At 59.9% G+C, this 21403-nt stretch carries 18 protein-coding genes and 2 pseudogenes; 7 read left to right on the forward strand and 13 right to left on the reverse strand.

The genetic code is table 11. The annotated features are described in order from the left end of the window. Window positions 1-127: 127 nt before the first annotated feature. Both NKI24_RS15660 and NKI24_RS15665 read left to right on the forward strand, forming a co-directional pair. A pseudogene (locus NKI24_RS15660) lies at window positions 128-358 on the forward strand (transposase domain-containing protein); the annotation flags it as partial. Window positions 359-360: 2 nt separating this feature from the next. Further along, a complete protein-coding gene (locus tag NKI24_RS15665) occupies window positions 361-594 on the forward strand; it encodes a hypothetical protein (protein ID WP_023731894.1) in 234 nt (77 codons plus the stop codon). A 303-nt stretch (window positions 595-897) separates the two neighbouring features. Here NKI24_RS15665 and NKI24_RS15670 read toward each other — a convergent pair whose 3' ends face one another. The 7 genes from NKI24_RS15670 to NKI24_RS15700 all read right to left on the reverse strand — a co-directional run bounded on the left by NKI24_RS15670 (window position 898) and on the right by NKI24_RS15700 (window position 8766). Further along, window positions 898-2454: a family 16 glycosylhydrolase gene (locus NKI24_RS15670; RefSeq protein ID WP_352746469.1), complete on the reverse strand. Its 1557-nt coding sequence runs from the start codon at window positions 2452-2454 to the stop codon at window positions 898-900. Between the two features lie 830 nt (window positions 2455-3284). Then, the gene (locus NKI24_RS15675; protein WP_352746471.1) at window positions 3285-3614 is read right to left on the reverse strand and encodes a hypothetical protein; all 330 of its coding nucleotides are present in this window, start codon (window positions 3612-3614) and stop codon (window positions 3285-3287) included. Between the two features lie 13 nt (window positions 3615-3627). Then, entirely contained in the window at window positions 3628-4284 is a 657-nt protein-coding gene (locus NKI24_RS15680) for an SIS domain-containing protein (RefSeq protein WP_352746473.1), read from the reverse strand. Beyond that, entirely contained in the window at window positions 4281-5282 is a 1002-nt protein-coding gene (locus tag NKI24_RS15685; RefSeq protein WP_352746475.1) for a GHMP family kinase ATP-binding protein, read from the reverse strand. Before NKI24_RS15685 ends, NKI24_RS15680 begins: the two co-directional genes overlap by 4 nt. Continuing rightward, window positions 5279-7201: an HAD-IIIA family hydrolase gene (locus NKI24_RS15690; RefSeq protein WP_352746661.1), complete on the reverse strand. Its 1923-nt coding sequence runs from the start codon at window positions 7199-7201 to the stop codon at window positions 5279-5281. The genes NKI24_RS15685 and NKI24_RS15690 overlap by 4 nt, the downstream gene beginning before the upstream one ends. Further along, window positions 7201-8178: an NAD-dependent epimerase/dehydratase family protein gene (locus NKI24_RS15695; protein WP_352450570.1), complete on the reverse strand. Its 978-nt coding sequence runs from the start codon at window positions 8176-8178 to the stop codon at window positions 7201-7203. The genes NKI24_RS15690 and NKI24_RS15695 overlap by 1 nt, the downstream gene beginning before the upstream one ends. 159 nt (window positions 8179-8337) lie before the next feature. Next, window positions 8338-8766 (reverse strand): hypothetical protein, encoded by a 429-nt coding sequence (locus NKI24_RS15700; protein ID WP_352450571.1) that lies wholly within the window; start codon window positions 8764-8766, stop codon window positions 8338-8340. Between the two features lie 188 nt (window positions 8767-8954). Here NKI24_RS15700 and NKI24_RS15705 point away from each other — a divergent pair, with 188 nt between their 5' ends. Next, window positions 8955-9140 (forward strand): hypothetical protein, encoded by a 186-nt coding sequence (locus NKI24_RS15705; RefSeq protein ID WP_352450696.1) that lies wholly within the window; start codon window positions 8955-8957, stop codon window positions 9138-9140. A gap of 149 nt (window positions 9141-9289) precedes the next feature. On the opposite strand, the gene NKI24_RS15710 is transcribed toward NKI24_RS15705, so the two are convergent. Beyond that, complete coding sequence (locus NKI24_RS15710) at window positions 9290-10141, reverse strand: glycoside hydrolase family 16 protein (protein WP_352746478.1); 852 nt, start codon at window positions 10139-10141, stop codon at window positions 9290-9292. A gap of 182 nt (window positions 10142-10323) precedes the next feature. Beyond that, window positions 10324-10773, reverse strand: a pseudogene (locus NKI24_RS35955) (SOS response-associated peptidase family protein); the annotation flags it as partial. 233 nt (window positions 10774-11006) lie between these two features. Here NKI24_RS35955 and NKI24_RS15715 point away from each other — a divergent pair. Continuing rightward, window positions 11007-11789 carry an FkbM family methyltransferase gene (locus NKI24_RS15715; protein ID WP_352746481.1) on the forward strand — a complete coding sequence of 261 codons (783 nt, stop codon included), beginning with the start codon at window positions 11007-11009 and terminating at the stop codon, window positions 11787-11789. A gap of 657 nt (window positions 11790-12446) precedes the next feature. On the opposite strand, the gene NKI24_RS15720 is transcribed toward NKI24_RS15715, so the two are convergent. The 4 genes from NKI24_RS15720 to NKI24_RS15735 all read right to left on the reverse strand — a co-directional run bounded on the left by NKI24_RS15720 (window position 12447) and on the right by NKI24_RS15735 (window position 16593). After that, window positions 12447-13319: an NAD-dependent epimerase/dehydratase family protein gene (locus NKI24_RS15720; RefSeq protein WP_352746484.1), complete on the reverse strand. Its 873-nt coding sequence runs from the start codon at window positions 13317-13319 to the stop codon at window positions 12447-12449. A gap of 7 nt (window positions 13320-13326) precedes the next feature. Then, window positions 13327-14943, reverse strand: a complete 1617-nt coding sequence (locus NKI24_RS15725) for a Rossmann-fold NAD(P)-binding domain-containing protein (RefSeq protein WP_352450575.1) — start codon at window positions 14941-14943, stop codon at window positions 13327-13329. Continuing rightward, window positions 14944-16110, reverse strand: a complete 1167-nt coding sequence (locus NKI24_RS15730; protein ID WP_352744546.1) for a glycosyltransferase family 2 protein — start codon at window positions 16108-16110, stop codon at window positions 14944-14946. It abuts the gene before it with no gap. Window positions 16111-16302: 192 nt separating this feature from the next. After that, complete coding sequence (locus NKI24_RS15735; protein WP_352746488.1) at window positions 16303-16593, reverse strand: hypothetical protein; 291 nt, start codon at window positions 16591-16593, stop codon at window positions 16303-16305. A gap of 340 nt (window positions 16594-16933) precedes the next feature. Here NKI24_RS15735 and NKI24_RS15740 point away from each other — a divergent pair, with 340 nt between their 5' ends. The 3 genes from NKI24_RS15740 (at window position 16934) to NKI24_RS15750 (ending at window position 21207) form a co-directional block, all read left to right on the forward strand. Further along, entirely contained in the window at window positions 16934-18589 is a 1656-nt protein-coding gene (locus NKI24_RS15740) for a glucosamine inositolphosphorylceramide transferase family protein (protein ID WP_352744549.1), read from the forward strand. Window positions 18590-19255: 666 nt separating this feature from the next. Further along, window positions 19256-20062 (forward strand): glycosyltransferase family 2 protein, encoded by an 807-nt coding sequence (locus NKI24_RS15745; protein ID WP_352450579.1) that lies wholly within the window; start codon window positions 19256-19258, stop codon window positions 20060-20062. Beyond that, complete coding sequence (locus tag NKI24_RS15750; RefSeq protein ID WP_352450580.1) at window positions 20062-21207, forward strand: glycosyltransferase family 4 protein; 1146 nt, start codon at window positions 20062-20064, stop codon at window positions 21205-21207. The genes NKI24_RS15745 and NKI24_RS15750 overlap by 1 nt, the downstream gene beginning before the upstream one ends. Window positions 21208-21403 lie beyond the last annotated feature (196 nt).

Below are 21403 nucleotides of genomic sequence, written 5' to 3' on the forward strand. Positions count from 1 at the left end.
ACGAGATGAATGATCCGGCCGTTGGCGCGCTCTTCGCTGTTCTCGCAGCGAAGCCGACGTCCGAAATACGGGTGCCAACGGTAATAGACCTCGACCTCCTGCCCAACATGGGCAGAATGACCCCGAGATGGCTCTCGGAAGAAAGTCCTGGCTGTTCTGCGGTTCCGATCGCGGCGGACAGCGCGCGGCCGTTCTCTACAGCCTGATCGTCAGCGCCAAGATGAACGATGTCGACCCGCAGGCCTGGCTCGCCGACGTCCTCGCCCGACTGCCCGCCTATCCGGCCCATCGGATCGATGATTTGCTGCCGTGGAATTGGAGATCCGCAAAATTGCGGACCCAACCAGCGGCGGCCTGATCATGCAGCGCAATAAGGTGCATCACGTCTACACCGTCGATCGTGTCGCCAGGGACCTCGGCGTCAGCGAAGCGCTCATCCAGGACCTGACCCTCGGTCTCGAGCCCGAGGACGGCGTCATCTGGGTCTACGGCGCCAACGATGACGACGGGATCTTGGCCTTCACCGATGAAGGCATCGAGGAGGTCAAACTCCTCCTCGAAGAATATCATCGCGTCTCCCCAAAGAAAGCTTGACCCCAGCACTCCGGTGCTCAGGTTCTCCTGGCCGCCGGATGCGCACGTCTGCGGTCTTCACCGGATGCGTACGCTTGGTACTCCAGTCTCCTCGATTCGGTCCGAATGGACAACCTACAGAAGCTCACAACTAGAGCCTGTTCCATCCCGATGGCATCGGGATGGAACCCATCTCTTTCGCTTGAGCAGATCTTCTCCGAAAACCAGGCTCCCGCCTTTCGCTACGCTGACTTCGGTTCGGGATCGTGGCTTTGAGGTGCTGTTTATCCAGTCCTTGTTTGGTCACGGCAGCCCCGCGTTCCTTCAGGTCACATAGAATGAGGCTGCGGCGAGCGAGAGATGTGGGGAAAGAGTGGCGAACTGTATTTGCGATGCGCCGCCAGCCCCGTCACTGTCGAAAGAGAGCGCCCCAGTTTCACTGTTGTAGATGATATGATCGGAACTGTCATGCGCGGCTGCACCAACAAAGAAAGCTTTGGATGGAAGCCCTCCCGGCTGAAGCCCGGCAAAAACGGTATCGCTGAGATGGAACATGTCCTGGGAGCGCTTGAAGTCCGTGATCTTATCGACATTGCCGGCTCCAAGAGCAGTGTTGAACGAGAAGGCATCGTGGCCTCCGTAACCGGTCAAGACGTCGGCGCCGAGCCCACCGTTGATGACATTGTTGCCGGCATTGCCCTGGATGGTCTGGGCGAACTCGTTGCCGGTGAGGGTCATCGTCTTCGTGCCGGACGGGTTGTTGGTGGCGAGATGCTCGATCTCCGAGCCGGCCGAAAGCGCATAGCTCACCGAGGCGATCACACTGTCGTTGCCGCCGCCCACTGCCTCAACCACCTTCTCGTTGGCATTATCGACATAGTAAGTGTCGTTGCCGCCATAGCCGATCATCGTGTGGCCGCTGGTTCCATGCAATACATCGGCGCCGCTGGTGCCGTACAAGGTGCCATCGCTGGTGTCGCCGGAAGGAGCGACAGTCCCGGTTCCAGACCCAGTCTCGGTCGCGGTCGAGCCAGTGATTGGGGGAGCGACGTTCGCCCCCGTGACAGTGTCGCCGCTACCTATCTTTTGATAGAGCTGCACCTCGTCGATCTGCATCTGCATTGACGATGGGGTCGAGCTGTCGAGAGCCGTACGCCATCCGGTCGCGTTCGAATTCGCGACCGAATTGCTCATCATCAATTCCATCGGTTCATCCGGGATCACTGCCTGTGCGCTGGTCACTTGCGCCATCTGCTTCCCGTCCAGATACCAGGTGATCGATTCACCGGGCACCCAGTTGATGCCGTACGTGTGGAAACCCGCCGTGAGGTCGACGCCGCTGTCGACGACGCCACCGGTCGCCCCTGACGGCCCGTGGAGGTGCCAGGCGAAATTATGGTCTGTGGGCCCCGAGCCGGTAAAGCCACCCTCCTGTATATCGATCTCAAAATTGTCGCCGCTGCTGCCCGCGCCTTGGCCGGGCATCATCCAGAGGCCTGGCCACGCGCCGTCGCCGCTCGACGCCTGCATGCTGATCTGAAGGTAGCCGCCGTTAAATTCGAAGTTGCCATAGCTGCTGACGGCGCCGGACGTGATCGGGAATGTTTGTGCCGTCCCCTGAACCACGCCGTTGACGGGCTGTTGGATTGCCGTGAGATTCAACAGCCCGTTGCTCACCGTATCTTGGCTCGGCATAAAGTATTCGGCGTTAAACTGGTTGCCCATCCCACTTCCGCCCGATCCATTGTCGTTCCACGGCCAGCCATTAGCGGCATTGCTGGTGATGTAGGTGTGCCAGTTGCTGTCGAGCGCCGTACCGGAGAAGTCCTCCTCGTAGACCAAGTCGCTAGAGGCAAAGCCTGCAGGTGTGGAAAGTGCCATTCGGTGATCCTCTTTGAGGTTGAAAAAAGGGATTTCTACTGCCGCGCATGGCCGAGGCACGCGACATGAGCATGCCCGCAGCTAGGCAACGCGAACGGATTGCAAAGTAGCGGAGATTTGGAAGTCCTCGCCCCAGACATATTGTCGAGCGAGCTTAACGTTGAGCCCGCCCTCGAAGGTGAGTTTTGTCAACGGGAATGCCCATCAGGGCCTCCTCCTTGAACCATATACGCTGTCGCTGCCGACGCCCCGCAAGGTGTTCAACGGTTCCAGCCGCAGCCGGATTGAAGTGAGGGCAACTCTTCCGGCAGACGTACCGCCGAGCTTGTCGTATAGTGTAAGTACCGTATACCATTAGCTCATTGCGTTTTTTTGTTTTAATTCGACCCGCGTCCATAAGTAAAACGCAGGTATTTTCGTTCTCTAACTTATTCACGCACGGCATTGTACCTGCGTGAATTGATCATTCGAGGACGATGTACGTAACCCAACCTGCCATTTGCGGCGAGAATGAGGCTAGACGATAACTTATTAACACCTTCTAATGTAGGCAGTGTGTCGAACGGCCGCACCGAAACAGCCTTCCGGACGCCCTACCAAAACCGTGTCCTTCGGCTGAAATGTTGCGCTGGTTTGGGCATCCGTGGCTCGAGCGCACCGCCCGTGTCCATGAGGTGATCGAGAGGGGCAGCCGGAATATCTGCCGTTGCTGCGTGGCGGACTAGCTGACGTGCTTGTGGGTGGAACGGTGGAACTGCAGGCCCGGATGTTCGACCGTGCCGTTTGCGCGGATCGAGGTGGAAGGCTGGCACCGTCATCGAGCGCAGCCCCTACAGCACCGGACAGGCCGTTTGATCGCCACGCCAGCGCGCCTGCATCAGGATCGAATTTTTCAAGATCTGAACAGCGCGAAGACCCAAGGGAAGTATGGTCCTTAAGTGGCTCTTTGAAATGGCTGAAACGTCGCCCTCGGGCGCGAGGGCGCTTCGTAGCCGCGGGCCGGTCCCGCGGATTGTCAAATTTGAACGGCGCAACCAGGCGCCGAAGCTCCACTTGCGGCCGTCTGCGAACCGCCTGGCCTGCTCTTTCGCCGTATCATCGTATGTACAGGCAAGGTTGACCCCGCCTATAAATTGGCCGCGTTCGTCCAACTGCGGCATGGCTTGTTCTCGATCAGGGTTGCCAAGCCGTCTCGGCGCCAGCTCGATTTGAATTGAGGCCTCCAGCAGCGCTGAGCCGTTGTCGCCAATCGCTCCACTGTTGTGTACTTCCAAAACAAAGACGCTGCATAACGACATGCCCGAACATAGAATGTATATCTTCCGCTAGTTGCATGTCATTCACATTCGCCCAAACCACGTGTTGGACGATCTGCTTGAGCGCTCCTCCACTATATCCACAAAGACCCAACGTGACTGCGCTATGATCATTAGCGTATCGAACAGCGCGCAAAACGTTTTCCGAGTTCCCGCTGCCCGAAATGGCAATGACCAAGTCGCCATCGTTCAGGATGTTCTTCAGCTGCTCGACGAATACATCCTCGAAAGAAACATCGTTGGCGTAGGCAAATGTAAGGCCCACATTGTCGATCAGCGTCCGACCACGAAACGGGCGCTTCGTAGAGAGATAGATGCTCTTGTTCCAGTCCGTGATAAAGTGTAGCGCTGTCAGTGAACTGCCACCATTTCCAAGGGTGATTATTTGCTTGCCGTCTTCCTGTGCCTGCGCGACCAAGGCTACTGCGTTATCAAAGCTCTGGTGATCTAATGAAGCCAGAACGGTCTCGAGCTTCTCGAAATATACTTGAGCGCTGCCGCTGAAGTCATTCATTGGGTGGCCTCCGATGTCGGTTGATAATGAACGATGCGACTCCCGACGAAGTCGAACTTCGCAGGGATATGCTTTAGCTCCCCGAGGGCTACTTTGATTGCGTCGTGGCGATCGAGAGGCGCGAAGAACATGAGAAAACCTCCTGCACCTGCTCCAAGTAACTTGCCGCCCGTGGCACCTGCTCGCAACGCAGTTCGGTACCAGCCATCGATTACATCGTTCGTGATTTCTTCAGAGAGGCTCTTTTTTAAGAGCCAGTTCTCATGGAGGATTTCGCCGAAGGCGTCGAGGTTGCATCGATGCAGTTCATCACGAAGGTGATACGTGAGCTCGACCATCCGCCTGAGCGCTTTCCGCTTGTCCGGTGCTCTTGCGATGCCCTCTGACTGTCGGACGAGAATGTCTGAAGCACTACGCGTAATGCCGGTGTAAAACATGAGAACTTGTTTCTCAATTGAAGCGATAAAATCACCTGGGCATATGATTGGTGACACCGAGACGCTTTCATCAGGGTGAAACTCGATAAGATTCAACCCCCCAAAAGCGGCGGCGTATTGATCTTGCTTTCCAATGGGAGCGCCACAAAATTCGATCTCAATGCGACAACTATCAGCGCCGAGCCTTGCTTTGGAGACATACTGCCCACGAAACGCGTTTAGTGCATGCAGAAGGCCAACGGTAAAAGTGCTTGAGGATCCAAGTCCTGTTCCCTTCGAAGGAATATCGGCAATAGTTGTTATCTCAACTCCTCCAGGGATCCCAAGATATCCCATCGTCGCCCTTACAATCGGATGCTGGATGTGCTCAACACTGTCTACTTCTTCCGTTTTCGAATAAGCGATTCGAGTGCCACTATCGAACTTGCGGTTCACATTCACGTAGACGTACTTGTCGATAGCAACGCTTAGGACGGCGCCACCTTCCTGCCGATAGAAGGCAGGAAGATCGCTACCACCTCCCACAAAGCTGACTCGAAACGGCGTCTGACTAATGATCATTGAACTGCCTCTGTCAGCTCAATCGCCCGCAATTGGACGCAATGTTCAGCTTGCGCCCGCGATGCCAACACGATCGGTGTCTCGTCCTCTTGGCGCGAACTGTAAATACTGGCTGCAGTCCCCCAATCCATACCTCGCCGCAAGTATTCTCGCGCTACTCTGGACATCCGCACCTCCTCATCAATATCAACGAAAAATGTGTGTGCACGACCGCCCAAAACCAGATCGGACAGCCAAAGAGCGACGGTTCCTTCCACGACCAGGACGGTTTCCGGAGAAACGGTTATCCTTTCCGATCTTGGATGCGATATGCGGCTGAGCTTTTCGTAAAAGGGCAGTTCGTGCGTCTCGCGAGAGCGAACTCCCACTAAGCGGCTTAGAACCTGCCTGATCTCGTCCACATTTGTGCGACCCATCACGGTTGGTTCGCGATCCGCGACGGACCGTATCCAGCGATCAAGAGCAACGATTTCCGTCTCAAAGCCGCGCCCGCGAAGAACCTCCGCGATAGCGCTGGAAAGAAAACTCTTTCCGCTCCGGGAGAGGCCCCCTACGAAACAAACATCACCTGGCTTCACATGGGAGATCAGATCAGATGCTGAATTTATCAAGGGTGGATGAACGGCGAGAATGAACTTAGCTGCCTCCAACAAGTCTGAGACAGTATAGTCAGGCGTGACATGATACTTGCTATCCAACCCGCCCGCGCCCGTCTCGACGAGGATCGATCTGATGCCAGACCGCTTTGCAAGAGCGACATCCGTAGATGAATCGCCGATGACCCAGGATTGGCTGCGATCGATATTGAATGCCTCGACGGCCTCATTAATCAACCCAATAGAAGGCTTGCGGCATTCACAGCGGATCTTCAGCTCTTCCACCTCACCGATAAAGCCGCGATCTGGATGGTGCGGGCAGAAATAGATGGCATCAACAAAAGCTCCACAGCGGCCAAGCTCAGTCTCCATCTTGTTATGGATCATCCGCAAGTCTCGTGCAGAGCAATTGCCTCGGGCCACAACGGGTTGGTTAGTGACGACAATTGTCCGGTATTCGGCTCGGTTGAAACAAGCGATCGCGGCCGCAGCTCCGTCAATCAGTTCGAAGCGTTCGGGACGATCGATGTGTCCATAGTCAACATTGATGCACCCATCCCTGTCCAAAAATACTGCTTTCTGCGGAGAACTGAGGGAAGCTCGGGCTATGCAGCCCGATTCAAAGTCGGCGCAAACCTTGTCAAGTCGCGCCGGGGTCCCAGCGTCTTTTATGTACTCAGGGCTGTTGTAGCTTCTAATTTTCATACCGGCCCGAAGCATTTCAGGAAAAAGGTCTTTGCCAAAGTCGAGCGGAGTTACTGTGGCGCGCCACCGGAATAAAGCTTGTCTTCGAATATAGTAAAGAGCCGCGCTGACCTTGTTGGGGTAATAGCAACCGGGATCGTGTGGATATGGATAGAACGCGGTAACCATACCGTCTTCTGACGTGTCTATCAGATCGGAATCATGCGGGTGATCATTCGGATGGGTGAAAACTGTTGCGGCTGCTGCCTTGTGTTTTTCATGGAAGCACTTGAAGCGGGTGAGATCGATGTCGAGCATCGTGTCGCCATAGATCGTAAGGAAGTCGTCGTCGAGCAGATCCAAAACGGACAGAACTGCTCCAGCAGTCCCGCGAGGCGCACCGTCATTTACGCAAAGAACGTCAATCCCCCAATTCTCGCGCTGATTGCAAAACTCCACGATTTGCTCGGCAGCGTGGTTCACCAGAATCAAGATCCTCTCGATACCGTGTTGCTTAGCGAGGACGATTTGATGCTCAAGAAGTGGCCTGCCGCCAACGTTGACCAGCGACTTGGGCAAGTCACTTGTCCGGCTCCTGAGCCGCGTCCCTCGACCGCCCGCAAGTACAACCGCCTGCATCACAGGTGTCCTTCCTGTCGCACGATTTCTACGACGGCTTTTCGAACAGCATCAGCCGAACCAAGCTGGGGCCGCCAACCGAGTGCACTGATTTTTGCTATGTCATAGGAAAATCGGGGAACATCCCCCGTCCAACCGCGGTCTTCAACTCCATATTCGATCCCCGCGCCCGGTGCGACAGCCCCGACAGTCGTCTCCGCTATGAAGCTAACGGTTACCCCGTTGTCCCCGGGGCCGATATTGTAATAGCCAAGCCGCTCGGATGCGTTCGCACGCAAGTATACAATTGCATCAATCAGATCATTGACGTGAAGATATGCTTTCTGCTGTCGCCCCGATCCCAAAACATTCAGCTTGTTTGGCGTGATCCGAAGCTTTCTCACGAAATCTAGAATGACACCGTGTGTTGCTGGGACGCCGATCACGTTCGGAAAGCGAAAGAGCAAAGCCCGAGCTAGCCAGTTCTCGACGGCAGCGCTGATTAGCGCCTCCGATGCGAGCTTCATAGCACCGTAATTGGAAACGGGCAGCAGCGGCCCGACATCCTCTCTAATCGGAGCCTCTCCCAAATCGCCGTATACTGCTGAACTGGAAGCGAAAGCAAGGAACGGAACCCCCGCCTCCTTCATCGCGTTCAACACGTTGAACGTCGATAGAAAGGTGTCGCGTAGATCAACAGAGGCATCGGCGATTCCCGCAGCAATGTCCGAATTGGCAGCCATGTGCCAAACTTCGGAAATCGGAATGCGACTGTGACAATTCATAAAGCGGCTTCTCACTGCACCGGCGTCTGAGAGATCCACCTTCTCAAAAATGAACCTCTCATGCGTGAGGAGGCCACTTAGGTTTTGCCGAGAACCTCGTGACAGGTCATCAAAGCCGAAGACCGGATATCCACGATCAACAAAGAGCCTTGCGAGCTTGCTTCCTACGAAGCCCGCAACTCCCGATACAAGAATAGCGTGCGGTTCACCCAATCGGATTTGCCCTATTCGTGCGTAAGCTTTGGCGCCTTAAGTCTTCGGGATTGCAATGACAACTTCCATTTACAAGCCTTTGACCGCTGGAGAGCCGGGAGTTCGACCGGGCTTGGCGTTAAGCTCTGCGCTCGTCGTTAAGGTCATGCGTCTCACGCGTCATTCTGAATTCATCGCATGGTTTTCTCCGATCCGCGATCGTTCCTCAGGGGTAGCCCCATTTTGCTGATCCGGACTGAATTGCACCGCGCTCGCCTGTGCGGCGACGCCAACGGCGATCCCAAGAACGGTCAAGGCGCTCCGCAGCCTGATCCCGCGAAGCGCGTGCGTGGCGATTCGCAGGCTCTCCAGAAGACTCATGGGAGCAACCTCATGGCGTTCAGAAGCGAATTCTTGCCCGATGCCACATCGTCGTTGAGGATTCGTGCAGCGTGATCTGTCGGCCCGCGCGATCGGCGAATTCGGTGGCATGCGGAACCGGATGATGGTGTGACCGTCGCGATGAAGGCCCCCGAACAGTGATAGGTTCTCATCGCTGGTACCACTGTCCAGTGAGCCGGTTGGCTCGTCGGCCTCGCGACCGGCCATGTCGGCAAGCCAATCGAGTCGATCCGCCCCGCAGGAACTGATCGAAGTCCGTCGCGCCTTCGCGGAACCGATCGGCGCCGCGGAGACCCTCGCACAAGCTCACCGCCCAACTTGCGAGGCGCTTCAGCTGAAGGCGTCGGGCGCGCGCCGCATCAATCTCATTTGCCTCCGCGTGGATAACCGCCGCCGTGCGGGTCGACGAACCGTGCCGATCGAACCGCTGCCATGATCGATCGCAGGTGATCGAATGGGACAAGGATGACATCGACCTCCTGAGGTTCATGAAAGTCAATGTGCTCGCTATCGGCATGCTCACCTGCGGGAAGCGCACCGTTGAGGCCGAGTTCGTGAAGCACGTCGCGCCGCTAGGGTGAGAGCATGTCGGTCTGACGGGGGACTACGTCTGGGGCGCCGATCCGACGCCCACCGACGGCTTGCGGCCGCTGCGCCGGCCAGTCTCGCTACTCGCCGCTTAGTTCCTGCTCCGTTCTACGAGCAGTACGCAGCGCTCACTTTCGTATCGTCACCCCTCGATGCGGTCGGTCATGCTCAGGTGGTAGACCTGAACGTCGGTCACCTCCAGTTCGAGCGTTGCCGGGGTCGAACTGTCGTAGGCCGTGTGCCAGCCAGACGCGCTGCTGTTGGCGATACTCAGATTAATGAGCAGGGTCATGGCATCGGTCGGCACGTTCGTAGTGACGGTTCGCTTGAGCACACCATCGAAATAGAACTTGATTGACACGCCCGGTATGTACTCCATGCCCCAGACGTGGTAGTCGGCCGACAGGTCCACACCAGCATCGAAGAACCGCTGCTCGTTGGTGGCAGCCAACAAGGCGTTTGCCAGCACTCCGTTGCTCGACACGGAGCCGTTGAGGAACCCGCCCTCCTGCGTGTCGATCTCGGCCCCGCCCTCGAGATGCCAGAAGCCTGGCCATCCGCCAGTGCTGACGTCCGGCTGCTTCATGCGTATCTGGGCGTAGCCACCGGCAAACGTGAACTTGCCGTGCGTGCAGATGGCGCCCGACTTCCACGTGTACCCGGCGAACCGGTTGCTTCTCGTCGCAACGATCTTCAAGCCTGATGGGCCAGTGCTGATCTGAGCCGGGTCGAAGTACTCGGCGTTGAATCCGCCAGCGTTCACCGCGGAGTACGGCGACGGCACGCTCTGCTGCCAGATACCGTTCTGGTCCGCGATCGCCGGTGTCCACTTCGTGGAGTCGAGCGAGTGCCCCGTGAAGGTGTCCTCGAATATCAGCTGACTGGTAGTGTACCCAGCCGGCGGTAGCAGCGACGATCCACCACCTCCACCACTCGTGCAGCACGTGACGATCATGAGCGCTGTGAAACAAATGTACTTCGATATACTTTTCATATTGCCCTCCTCGTAACGAGGGGCTTGACCAAGATGCGATTGCAATGGTCGCCGCCGCTTACCGATGGCACAGCCAAGCTTATAGTGAAACGACGAGGACTGGTTACCCCGACTTTATTGCGGCGCGGCAGGTGGACCTCGATGCGACCATAGGGCACCGGGTTATAGAAGTCTCAGTCGGTCTAAGGCTGCTGCCTGACCCTCTTGTCCTCGCCGCGCATTACAATCTTCAGCCCATCATCCGGCCGCAGCAACGCCGTCGCCTCATCCCATGTCGCACGCACATCCAAACGTCGTGCTCCTCATCCGTGGTGTGATTACGGCATGACCTTGGGATGGATCGGCTCGTTCGGCGCCGGCGTGAGGAAGCCATAAACATAGTGCGGTCCGGGCAAGGGTTTGGACTTCGTCCGTCGGCCGCCGTTGAATGCCGTCCACATGCCTCAGGGCGAACCAGACCACGTTTTTTTGGGTCACCGGGCTGGGCTCGGGAGCGTACTCAGCGAAGCTGTTCGCCGGGACCAAACAATGGTTTTTCCGAGCTGAGCCACGCCAGCCGGTGATGCGAGGAAGTGCTCCTGATGTTCGTAACTTGGAAACCTCCCGGCTCGTGGCGGTGGCGGCATTATCCAGCCAGGTGGTCTTGGGGCGGTGTGTCGACGCCGATCCTCGGGAGGTAGCTCCTTATTCCCGCGATCAGGCCTTGATCGAGTGATAAAGTCTGCATAGCCGAACGAAGATCGTTGCGATGCGGCCCTCCGAGCGGGGCCCCTCGACAAGTCACTGTCAACAATCCTGCATCGGTGTCATGGATGGTTCCTGAATGCTCAAAGTTTTCCTAAGAGATTCGGCTATCAGGCTATACGTGCTGACCGCCAAGCTCGGCCTGCAGAGTCTTCCGCTTTTCCACCGCGCCTATCTTGCGCTTTATCCCCTGTACAAAAGGTATTTTGAAGCAGGCCCAATCGATCAGCTCAGGGAATTCGTGCCAGACGGATCGCTGGTCATCGACGTCGGCGCCAATGTCGGCTTCTTCTCGCTCCGCTTTGCTGAATGGGTCGGTGATGGCGGAAAGGTGATCGCCATCGAGCCGGAGGATCAGAATTACAGCGGCCTCATTTGCGCGCTCGAGCGCGCGGGTCTCCTTGGCCGCGTCGAGGCGCTGAGGGTGGTCGCCGCCGCCGAGCCCGGCACGACCTTTCTCGAAATCAACCCGCTTTATCCGGCCGACCACAAGCTTTCCCAGAACGGTACCGGCGTGCCGGTCACCGCAGTGACGCTCGACGGACTGCTCGCGGACAAGGGACCCCGGCGCCCGGCGCTCGTGAAAATCGATGTGCAGGGTGCCGAACTGCTGACGCTTCAGGGCATGATCGAGATCCTGAGGTTCGCCCGCCCGGCCCTGTTCGTCGAACTTTCCGACCAGGGATTGAACAAGTTCGGGGCGTCGGTTTTGGTAGTCCTGCGCCTCTTGTCGGATAACGGATACGAGGCATACTGGCTGACCCGGACCGGGCGCCGAAAGGCAAGCCAATCCGAGATTGAGGCCAGAACAACCGGCACCAAATCTGCCGATGTGCTGTTTCTTCCTGACAGGTCTGCGAGCCAGCGCTTCGCACAGCGACTTGAACTGAACGCCGTTCGTTAGTCTCTTTCGGAAAACCGGCTCCCCGCTGCGAAGCTTCGTCGTACTTCTGAGCGACGGAGGACTCGCGCATCAGGTCGTCCGAGAATTTCATCGCGACTTCCACGGCGGCCTTGGCACAAACTGCGCAACCAGTCGCCAAAGCTCCACCTCATGGCCATACTGCTAACCGGTTGGCGTGCTCTTTCGCTGCATCGTCGTCCGTGCAGGCGAGGTTGACCCCGCCCATAAATTGGCCGTGTTCGTTCAGAACGTAGACGCGATAATGCTTTCCTATGAGCTACCTCCGATAGGCCGCGTGCCGAGCGAGGCTGCATGAAGGTCGTTGGCTCGACGCGCTGACGGCGTCGCGAGGGCCGGCCGCCTCAGCTTCCTCAGCGATCTCGCCGGCCTCGCGCATCCAGACGCCTTCGCTACCGCGCCGACCGCACAATTTCGCTGTTTGCGGGTAATGTCTCTTGGCGCATCGCGCCGGTCTTCGACTGAGAATATCCACGCAATGTGCTAGAGTAGCCATCCACCCGGCAAAGCCGGGGGCCTTCAGACTTGAGCCTCTCAAGCGGCTCAAGCGTGGAGGCTCACGAAGGCGAAAGTCGTCGACGCCCGGAAACGTCAAACTGCTAGTGTCACACGGCAAGGCCGTGGGATCTCCCATACTGTTTAGGGCTCCAGCGAGAAGCTCCGAAACTCGATTCCGAGTTGCTTGAGCCGCTCTACACCGGGAACCTCTGCCGCCGGGTGCACGAGCCCAAGGATGGAGTCGGATCGGAAGGGTAGGGGGACATGCAGGGCCTCAGCTGCCTTGAGGACGCCACTGACAAGCTGCCAGGGCACGGCGACGGCGCGCAGTGTTCTGCCTTGTGATGCGGCGATCTCTTTCATGAGCCGTCGGAACGGTACCGGTTCGGGGTTGGCCAGCCCTACCGGTTCCGGCAGGGGCATGTCCGACTCGGCAATACGCACCATGGCGGCTGCCATGTCCGCCTCATGCACGGTGAACTGATGGGAGCGCGCTCCGATGAGAGGTGTGACTGGCAGGTTGGTGAGCTTGCGGAGCGCGCCTGCCATCCCGCCCCAACCGGGGCCGTACACCAGTCCGAGGCGGGTGGAGACACCTCCCAGACTGCTGGCGGTGCGCTCGCAGGCCAGCTTCGCCTGACCGTACAACTGTCGGGTTCCCTTACAGGCGGACATCGAGGAGATAAAAATGACCCGGCGAACCCCTGCGTCGGCGGCATTACGCAGGAGGTGCTGCGAGCCGGACACATTGACACCCCACACATCGCCGGCGCTGACGAGAGCCAGGTCCCATGCACAGTGGATGAGCACATCTAGGTCGCTCAATGCGGCCCCCGACGGCGGGCGCTTGATCTCGTATGGGCGCCACTCGGCGACGCCAACCATTGCGGCGGCAGAGTCGGAGGTCACCCGGTTCGAACGGGCGAACGCGATGACCTCATGCCCTTCTTCGGCGAAGGCGGCACGCAGGATGGTCCCGACATATCCGTTGGCTCCGGTGATACCGACACGCATAGAACGCTCAACCCGTCAGCTGCATCGCTTCGCAGGCGATGCGATGAGAATTGGCCATCACAGTCAGGGTAAAGGTAGTAGCTGGAACATTTGGGAAAACCGACCCGTCGATGAGATGGATACGGTCCCAGCGCGCCAGCCGCCCGAGGCGGTCTGTCGTCGCACTCCCGGTATCCGGCTCACTGGCGTGGGGAAAGCTGCCGCCAAAGTGGTAGCTCTTAGCCCCGCCCGACCACAGCATCCGCGGCGTGACTGGCCACAAGTCAAGGTAAGGTGCCGCCCTGCGGATCCGCTTTATTACGTCAGGCAGCATCGGAGGCACGTCTTTGCCCCTGACCCTGGCCTCGCCGAAGCCCTCTGAAGTGAGGGTGATCTTGGGTAGCTCATCAGGAGCTGCGGACACCTGGGCGGTGACCCGGACCTTGGGTGATGCCCAGGACGGCAAGTAGCCCAGGCCTACCGTCAACCGGCTCAGGAGCCGATCCGTCACGAAGGCGGCGGCGCGGTGTTGGAGGAAGCCGGGAAGCGCATCGTAGTATGCCTGGTTGAACGGATAGAAGTGAATCTGTGAGACATCGAAGCCTTCGTCGTCCCGGACGATGACCATGTTGAACTGGTTGAGTGTGAACTCGCGCCTTGTACGTGGGTCGGGGGTCGGCTTCATGGACATCATTGGAAGAACGAATTGAGCCGATTCCGAAAGATATACCGGCTGGTCCGATCCGAGCGAGCCCAGGATCAGCCGGGTGGTCCCGACTGCTCCGCAGCCCACGAAGACCCGGTCGGCGGTGAATCGCTGGATCCGGCCGCTGGACAGCTCCCGGGCCTGCACGACGGCCGTGTCGCCCTCCTGGTCAACTCGCACCGCCAGCAGCCCGCTGTGGTAGGCGATCCTCCCGCTGCGCCTGAAGCGATCGAAGCTGTGCGAGGCCGAATAGACTAGCGACCGCGGGCACCCAGTCATGCACAGCCCGCAGGGCTGGCATTCGGGCGCTGAGAAGGCGAGGCGGGCGCGGCCTATCGTTATTCCCGTGGAGCGCACTCGATCGCGGTGCCGGTCGTAGTTGGCCAGGACCATCTGCGTCCGCGGCGCCAGCGGCGGAAGCGGGTCCGGGGATCCGATGAGCGGGAACCACTCCTCGAGATCGTCGGACTCTCCAGCGAAAGGAATGTGACCCAGGATCGTCCGATAGTGCTCTTCCATATCCGAGAAGTCGAACGGCCATCCCTTGAACGAGGCGGCGCTGAAGGGCATGATCTGGGCTCCCCAGACGTTGCTGAACCCCCCGTAGGCGCTTGATATGACAGCTGAGTTGACTCTACCCTCGGAGTGGACGCCGTCGAGCTGGCCCTTGTTGACAAACGGGAAATCGGATCCGTAGCTTCTCTTTTCAGGCAGCGAATCGGACCGGATCCGCTTGGGTTGCAGGCTGACCCCGCGGACGTCCTCCTCATCCCAGTTGTCGACACGCAGCTTGGACATCCTGGAGATTACCTCTTGCGTCTCCGCGTCAAGCACGGTGCCCGGATCGAACACGGTTACCTTCTCGTCCGGTTTATCGGACAGCGCCAACACGGCGGCGGCTGCAGCCGGACCCGAACCAATGATTATCGAAGACGGCATCTACTTGCCGCGCCCATCGCCTTGCGCGGCTGTGTCCAGTATCTGCTTGGTTGCCTGTTGGCGCCGCCGGCGCAAGCGCCGCACCAGCTCGATCCGGCCGGCGACGTGGCCTACCGCGGCCAGCCCCACGCCAGCGACTATCGCCGCGGACCGGGCCAGCCCGTGGGCGTCACCCTTGGCCGCCTGCAAAATCTCCCGCGGTAGGCCCTTGGTCAGCGCGTACCAGGCGAAGCGGGCCTCTGCACCCAGTGTGGCCGCGTCGCCCATCTGGGCAAAGGCCTCGACCTTCCCCTTGTTGACGAACAGGCAGCGGCGCCAGAAGTACCTCCAGGTCGGCCGTGAGGCGGGCACGAAGTGGCGAACGGTCGCCGCTGGTTCGTAGATGACTGCCTCACTGCCCCTGAGGTGCGCCACGCGGTGACACATGTCCATGTCGTCGTGACGGTCGGAGTGGAACCCTCCCACCTGCTCGAGGAGGGTCCGCCGCACCGACATGTTGGCTCCTATGAGGTGAGCCAAAGGACCTCGGCTGGTCGGAAGGCCGTCATAAGCGCATCCGAACACCCAGTCGAACTGCACAGGAAACCAGGCCGGGCGGCTCGTCTCGAAAACCGGTATGGGGCGCCCGCCGACGGCGCCGATGCGCTTATCCCGGTAGGGTTCGATGAGAATCTCGAGCCAGTCCCTGTCGGCCGCCGCATCGTCGTCCAGGAACGCCAGGATCTCTCCAGTGGCTGTCTCGGCTGCCGTGTTTCGGGCCGCCCCCAGGTGCCCGTCATACTTGTTCTGGATCACCCGTATCGGAGGGGCGGATGCTGCGAAGTCAGCCCAGTGCGCGGCACAACGGTGGAACAGGGGCTGGTCGACAGATACGATGATCTCGCGGGGTTGCAAGGTCTGCTCCTGAACCGAGGCCACCGACTGAAGCAACAGCTCCCATCTGTCCTCGGAGTAGGCACAGATAATTACTGAGATCGTAGGGGGCGGCTGCCGGCATTCGCTGCTGACGCCATCCTCGGGCTGCCCGGTTTTGGATCCAGGCTGACCGGTTGTGGCAACGGCAACGTCATGACCGCGGCGGGCGAGACCGATAGTTAGGTTGCGGACGTGGCCCCGCTGGCCAACGCCAATCGACATATAGGATTGCGCAAGCATCAGAATACGCATCTAGGAATTCTCCCGACTTGAGCTGCCAATGTCTGTCCAAACTCTTTGATAGACGTGCGATGGTCTTGGTTTTTGAAACGCAGGCTTCCACGCGGGATTCGGCCTACCCGGAAGCCGGTTTTCAGCATAAAAAGTTACCAACCAGGGCCGAGGTTTGCGCCATCGTAGGCTTGCTTCCGTCGAGCGACCCGATCACCGGCTGGAGAAGGTGCGGACCACATTGGCGCCCATCGCCACCGCGTCGTCGAGCACGCGGGTGACCTCAGCCTGCAACCGGTAGGTCAGATAGTGGTTGTTTACGCCGGTCACGAAGAACGGCCTGCCGTCCAACGCAAAGTTCGTTCCGGAAGTCTTGATGAGGGATGTTGCCGACGGATCGTCCGCGGCGCTCGCGACTGCCGGAACGGACAGCAACGCGGACACCAGCACCCGCAGTCCGGCGTTCCGCAGCCCATTTTTCACTCGTTGCCAGTCGATGATCATCCTGGCATTTGGCTCTCGCCGGCCACAGGGTGCAATGGCCCCTAAGGATTACCTCCTCTGACCTCACACAGCCACGGCGCCGTTCGGGCATAGTGGTGCTTAGCCGTTTCCAGTCGCTCGAGTATGGACCCGTGCTCAGGCATCTCCCAATCAAGTGTTCGGCTCCCGACATGGCGAGTCCCCGCAACCATGGTGGGTGGAAACCATCCTCGCGCTGCGGCTTTCTATCTGCCGCCCTTGGCTCGCGTGCCTGCGGCGGAATCCAGGGTAGGCGGATCGCCTGAGGTGGTTCTCGTGGAAGCTGTAAGCTGGCTTTTTGAAATCGGCCGTGAGAACAACAATGCGCATTTGCCTGAGTCTCGATTCGTCCCGGCTGCTGCGGTGGCACCTCTGGCTGGCAGAAGCGCTCGCTGAAGTGCCCGGCAACGAAGTCTTCTGCGCTTTGGCGGCCGGTCGCTGCCCGCTGCCGATAATCTGCCGTCTGCTGCTGGAACTCGAACAACTGGTCTGTGGCTTTCGCGGGAACGGCGCCATCGACCCCGTCCAGGCGGCGCTGCGGTGCCTGCCGCCGCCTCCGGCCGACCAAGTGGATGTGGTGATCGATTTGAGCGGCGCAGAATCGCTCCCGGCGGGGCGGCGCGTGCTCACCCCGGTCTTCAACGGCGCACCCGGCGAGATCGGAGTTGTGGCGGCCTGGGTGAATCATCAGGATCTTCTCGTCGACCTGCATGACACGGCGCGCCCGTTGCGGCCGTGGACGGCGCGTCCGGCCAGTGCAGACCGTGAATTATTGGCAGCGAGGCTCGACAGCGCCCTTTCCTGCGCTGTGCCGCTGATCCTCAAAGCCCTGTGCGAGGAAAGCGGTTCAACTGCGTCCGGTATCCGCGGTCCGCGGACGGCAGTGCCCTCGTTTGGCGCGCTTTCGGCGCTTGCAAGGGCGAGCGGCACGGTTGCATCGAAGGCGATCGGGCTTTTGGACGTCCTGGCGAGGGGCGGCAGGATGTGGGGGATTGGCTGGCGCTTCGATGAATCGGCGAGCCTGCTCGACAAAGGCGAAGCAGCCTTCCGGGTGCTCACCGGAAATGCCGACAGCTACCTTGCCGACCCGTTCCCGTTCCGGCACCAGGGGCAGAATTTCATCTTTGTCGAACAGTACCTCTACTCGAAGAACCGGGGGTGCATTGCGGTCGTGGCAGTGAACCGGGACGGGACAGCCGGCGCATCCCGGATCGTCGTAGAGGAACCGCATCACCTCTCGTACCCGTTCGTGTTCGAGCAGGATGGGCAGATCTGGATGATCCCCGAATCGGGGGCGGCCAAGAATGTCAGCCTCTACAGGGCAGTGGAATTCCCTTACCGGTGGACGCGGGAGGCCTGTCTCATGGAAGGCATTGAGGGCTACGATACCACGCCGCTCTGCCATGAGGGCGGCTTTTGGTTTTTCGTCAGCCCAAGGCTTTGGAGGTCCACATCCTGGGATCTTCTCAGCCTCTACCGTGCCGAGAGCCTGACTGGGTCCTGGACGCCCCATGCCGCCAACCCCGTCCTGCTCGATGCAAGGCTCAGCCGTCCCGCAGGCGCCGTCATCCGACATGGGGGACGCACGCTACGCCCGGTCCAAGACTGCGCGCGCGGTTATGGCGGCGCGGTGACGTTCTGCCAGATTGATGCGCTCGGCGCGTCGGAGTTTGCCCAGACCCCGGTCGGTCGCATTTGGTCCGGAGCGTTGGGGTGTCACACCTACAATCGCCGGTCTGGCCTGGAGGTGATCGACCTGTTCGGGCATATCCGGGGTTTGCGAGAGGTCACGACCTCGTATCGTGTGCTGATACCCAACGCGCCGGTCTCGGGACCGCGCGGGGTCTCGGGACCGCGTGGGCGGTCGCTCTCTTGGCCGGTTTTGCCCGGGTTAGTTACCCGTAGCCAGGCGGTCGAGCGCAAGGTGCCCCGCCTGCGAAGGGCCGGGCGCGCTCGACCCTTCTCGGGCACAAAATAAGCTCGGAAATCACGGCCGAGTGAAGGAGCGAGCCCACCTGCACTTCGCAGCTTCTGGCCAGTGGCAAGTCAGCGTTGCGCTGGACGTTCATTTCTTCGCGCCGGCGAGCTTCGCTGCCTTCTGCACGGTTCGCTCAATAGAAAGTGTCGCTGTGAGCTAGTCCCAGCCGCGGGTCGATGAATGTCCTCGCTGGGGTTGAAGGTGGACCCAGAGGTCTAAAACGGGTTTGGCAACGCTGCCAACACAGCTGCTGAAGGTGATCGGTGCCGCTGCCGTACTATCCGCGCTGGTCGTATGGCTGGAAATAACCTGTAGGGATACCCCAAAAGAGCTAATCATCTATTTGCTTTTCATAACCATCTATCGTCCTTCCATTTCAGATCTGCATCAGTAATCGTCGCATCACAACCCAATATTAGGGGGCGACAAGCTTGCCAATCCTCTTTCATTTCATCTTCATTTCATAACGGCCGGGAGTCCGCATATGGTTGGATCAAGCACATCCGTGGATGTGGCGGTCATTGGAGCTGGCCGCCGCGGCTTGTCGCTGGCCGCGCATTTGCGTGCGCGCTATGTGGAGCACCGGATTTTCGGGGAGCTCATGGGGTCATGGAAGCACAATATGCTCCCCGGATGGGTCCCATCGTACGACCTCAAAGCGCTGCCATGAACGCCCGTCTCTCCGGCATTCTCGCCCCCGTCGGTGCCACATCGCCGCCTGACCCGTTAAATGTCGCGCTGCGGGGATCACTGACTCTGCCCCGAGTCAGCTTCGTCGTCCCGACGCTCAATGAAGCCGAGAACCTCCCGTGGCTTCTGCCGCGCATCCCCAACTGGGCGCATGAGATCATTATCGTAGATGGTCGTTCGACTGACGATACGGTCGCGGTCGCGCGCCGCCTGCGAGAGGACGTGAAGGTCGTGATGGAGCCCCGGCGGGGCAAGGGCGCTGCACTGCAAGCGGGATTCCTGGCCGCCACAGGCGAAATCATCGTCATGCTGGACGCTGACGGCTCCATGGTGCCGGAGGAGGCGATCGTCTTTGTCAGTGCGCTGATGGCCGGCGCGGATCTCGTTAAGGGTTCACGCTTTATCCAGGGCGCCGGCACCGACGACATGTCGCTGTTCCGGATGTTCGGCAATAAGGGGCTGACCCTGTTCGTGCGGCTGCTCTATGGCGGTTGGTTCTCCGATCTATGCTACGGATACATAGCCTTCTGGACCAAGCACGTCGCCACGCTGGACTGCGATTGCGATGGGTTCGAGATCGAGACCCTCATCAACGTGCGGGCCTTGAAGAACCACCTCAATATCGTCGAGGTGGCGAGTTTCGAGGCTCCGCGCATCAGCGGCGTGAGCCATCTGCGCGCCATGCCGGACGGCTGGCGCGTCCTGAAAACCATCCTGCGCGAGAGGGTGCACCAACAGCGCAGGCGGAGCGCGACAGCCTGTGTTGTCGGTGGACAGACCTGATGCGAATCCTGATGGTTGCCGCTCGCTGCTACCCCCTCATAGGTGGCATCGAAACTCACATCCAGGAAGTCGGTCCCCGCTTGGTGGCGCGTGGCCACGCCGTCGACGTGCTCACTACCGATCCCTCGGGGGAGTTGCCGGCTGAGGAGGAGGTGCGCGGTATGCGCGTGCAGCGCGTGCCGGCCTGGCCGAGGGAGCTGGACCTCTATGTTGCGCCCGGCATTTATACCGCGATCCGGCGCGGGGCATGGGATCTGATCCATTTCCAAGGTTACAACAGCTTCGTGGCGCCGATCGGGCTGCTCGCGACCCTTCGCGGGGACCTGCCGTTCATCCTGACCTTCCACAGCGGCGGGCATTCCTCCCGGCTGCGCAATGCCGTGCGCGGCACACAGCACGCGCTGCTTCGACCGCTGGTGGCCCGCGCCGCGCGGCTGATCGGCGTCTCCGAATTCGAGGCCAGCTTCTTCAGCGCCAGAATGCGCGTGCCGCGCGAACGGTTTGTCGTCATCCCGAACGGCGCTGCGATGCCGGCTCCGAGCCCCGGCATCAAGGTCGATCCGCATCTGATCGTCTCGGGCGGCAGGCTGGAGCGCTACAAGGGCCATCACCGGGCGATCGCGGCCTTGCCCGAACTGATCCGCCGGGTACCGGACGTGCGACTGCACATCGTTGGAACAGGCCCGTACGAGGGAGAATTGCGGCGCCTCGTCGCGACGCTCGGCCTCGAGAAGCGGGTCACCATTGCGGGCATCCCCGGATCCGAGCGGCAGAAAATGGCAGACCTGCTGGCGAGCGCCGCGCTATTCGTGCTGTTCAGCGAATACGAAGCCCATCCGATCGCTGTGATGGAAGCCCTGTCGCTGCGCCGTCCGGTCCTCGTCAGCGACACGTCCGGTCTGCGGGAGCTGGCCGCCAATGGCCTGTGCCGGGCGATTCCGCCCAACGCCGGTCCTGGAGAGCTGGCCGCCGCCATGGCCCAGGAACTGGAGGCGCATCGGGAGGTCCCGGATTTGGCCCTGCCGGACTGGGATGCCTGCGCGCATGCGCTGAACCACGTTTATTATGATGTTCTCGGCAGCCGATCCATGCTCCGCTTGGGCCCCGGCGGCGTGACATCGTGGCCTCCTGCGACGAGGGCATGATGCTGATGATGCCGGCTCATTTCAGCGCGGGAACCAGGATCAACCCGCTTCAGGCCGGGATACGATTCGTCTCGGCCGTTGTCGGTCCCGACCTTCGCGACGGCAGCGCCGATGCCCCGTCGCAACGCGCCAATTCCGGATGGATTGCGGTTCTATGCCTGACGATCGCCGCGGCTCTACTCCTGGTCGTGGCCGG

It is taken from the genome of Mesorhizobium sp. M0701 (genome assembly GCF_040320365.1).
GTDB lineage: Bacteria > Pseudomonadota > Alphaproteobacteria > Rhizobiales > Rhizobiaceae > Mesorhizobium.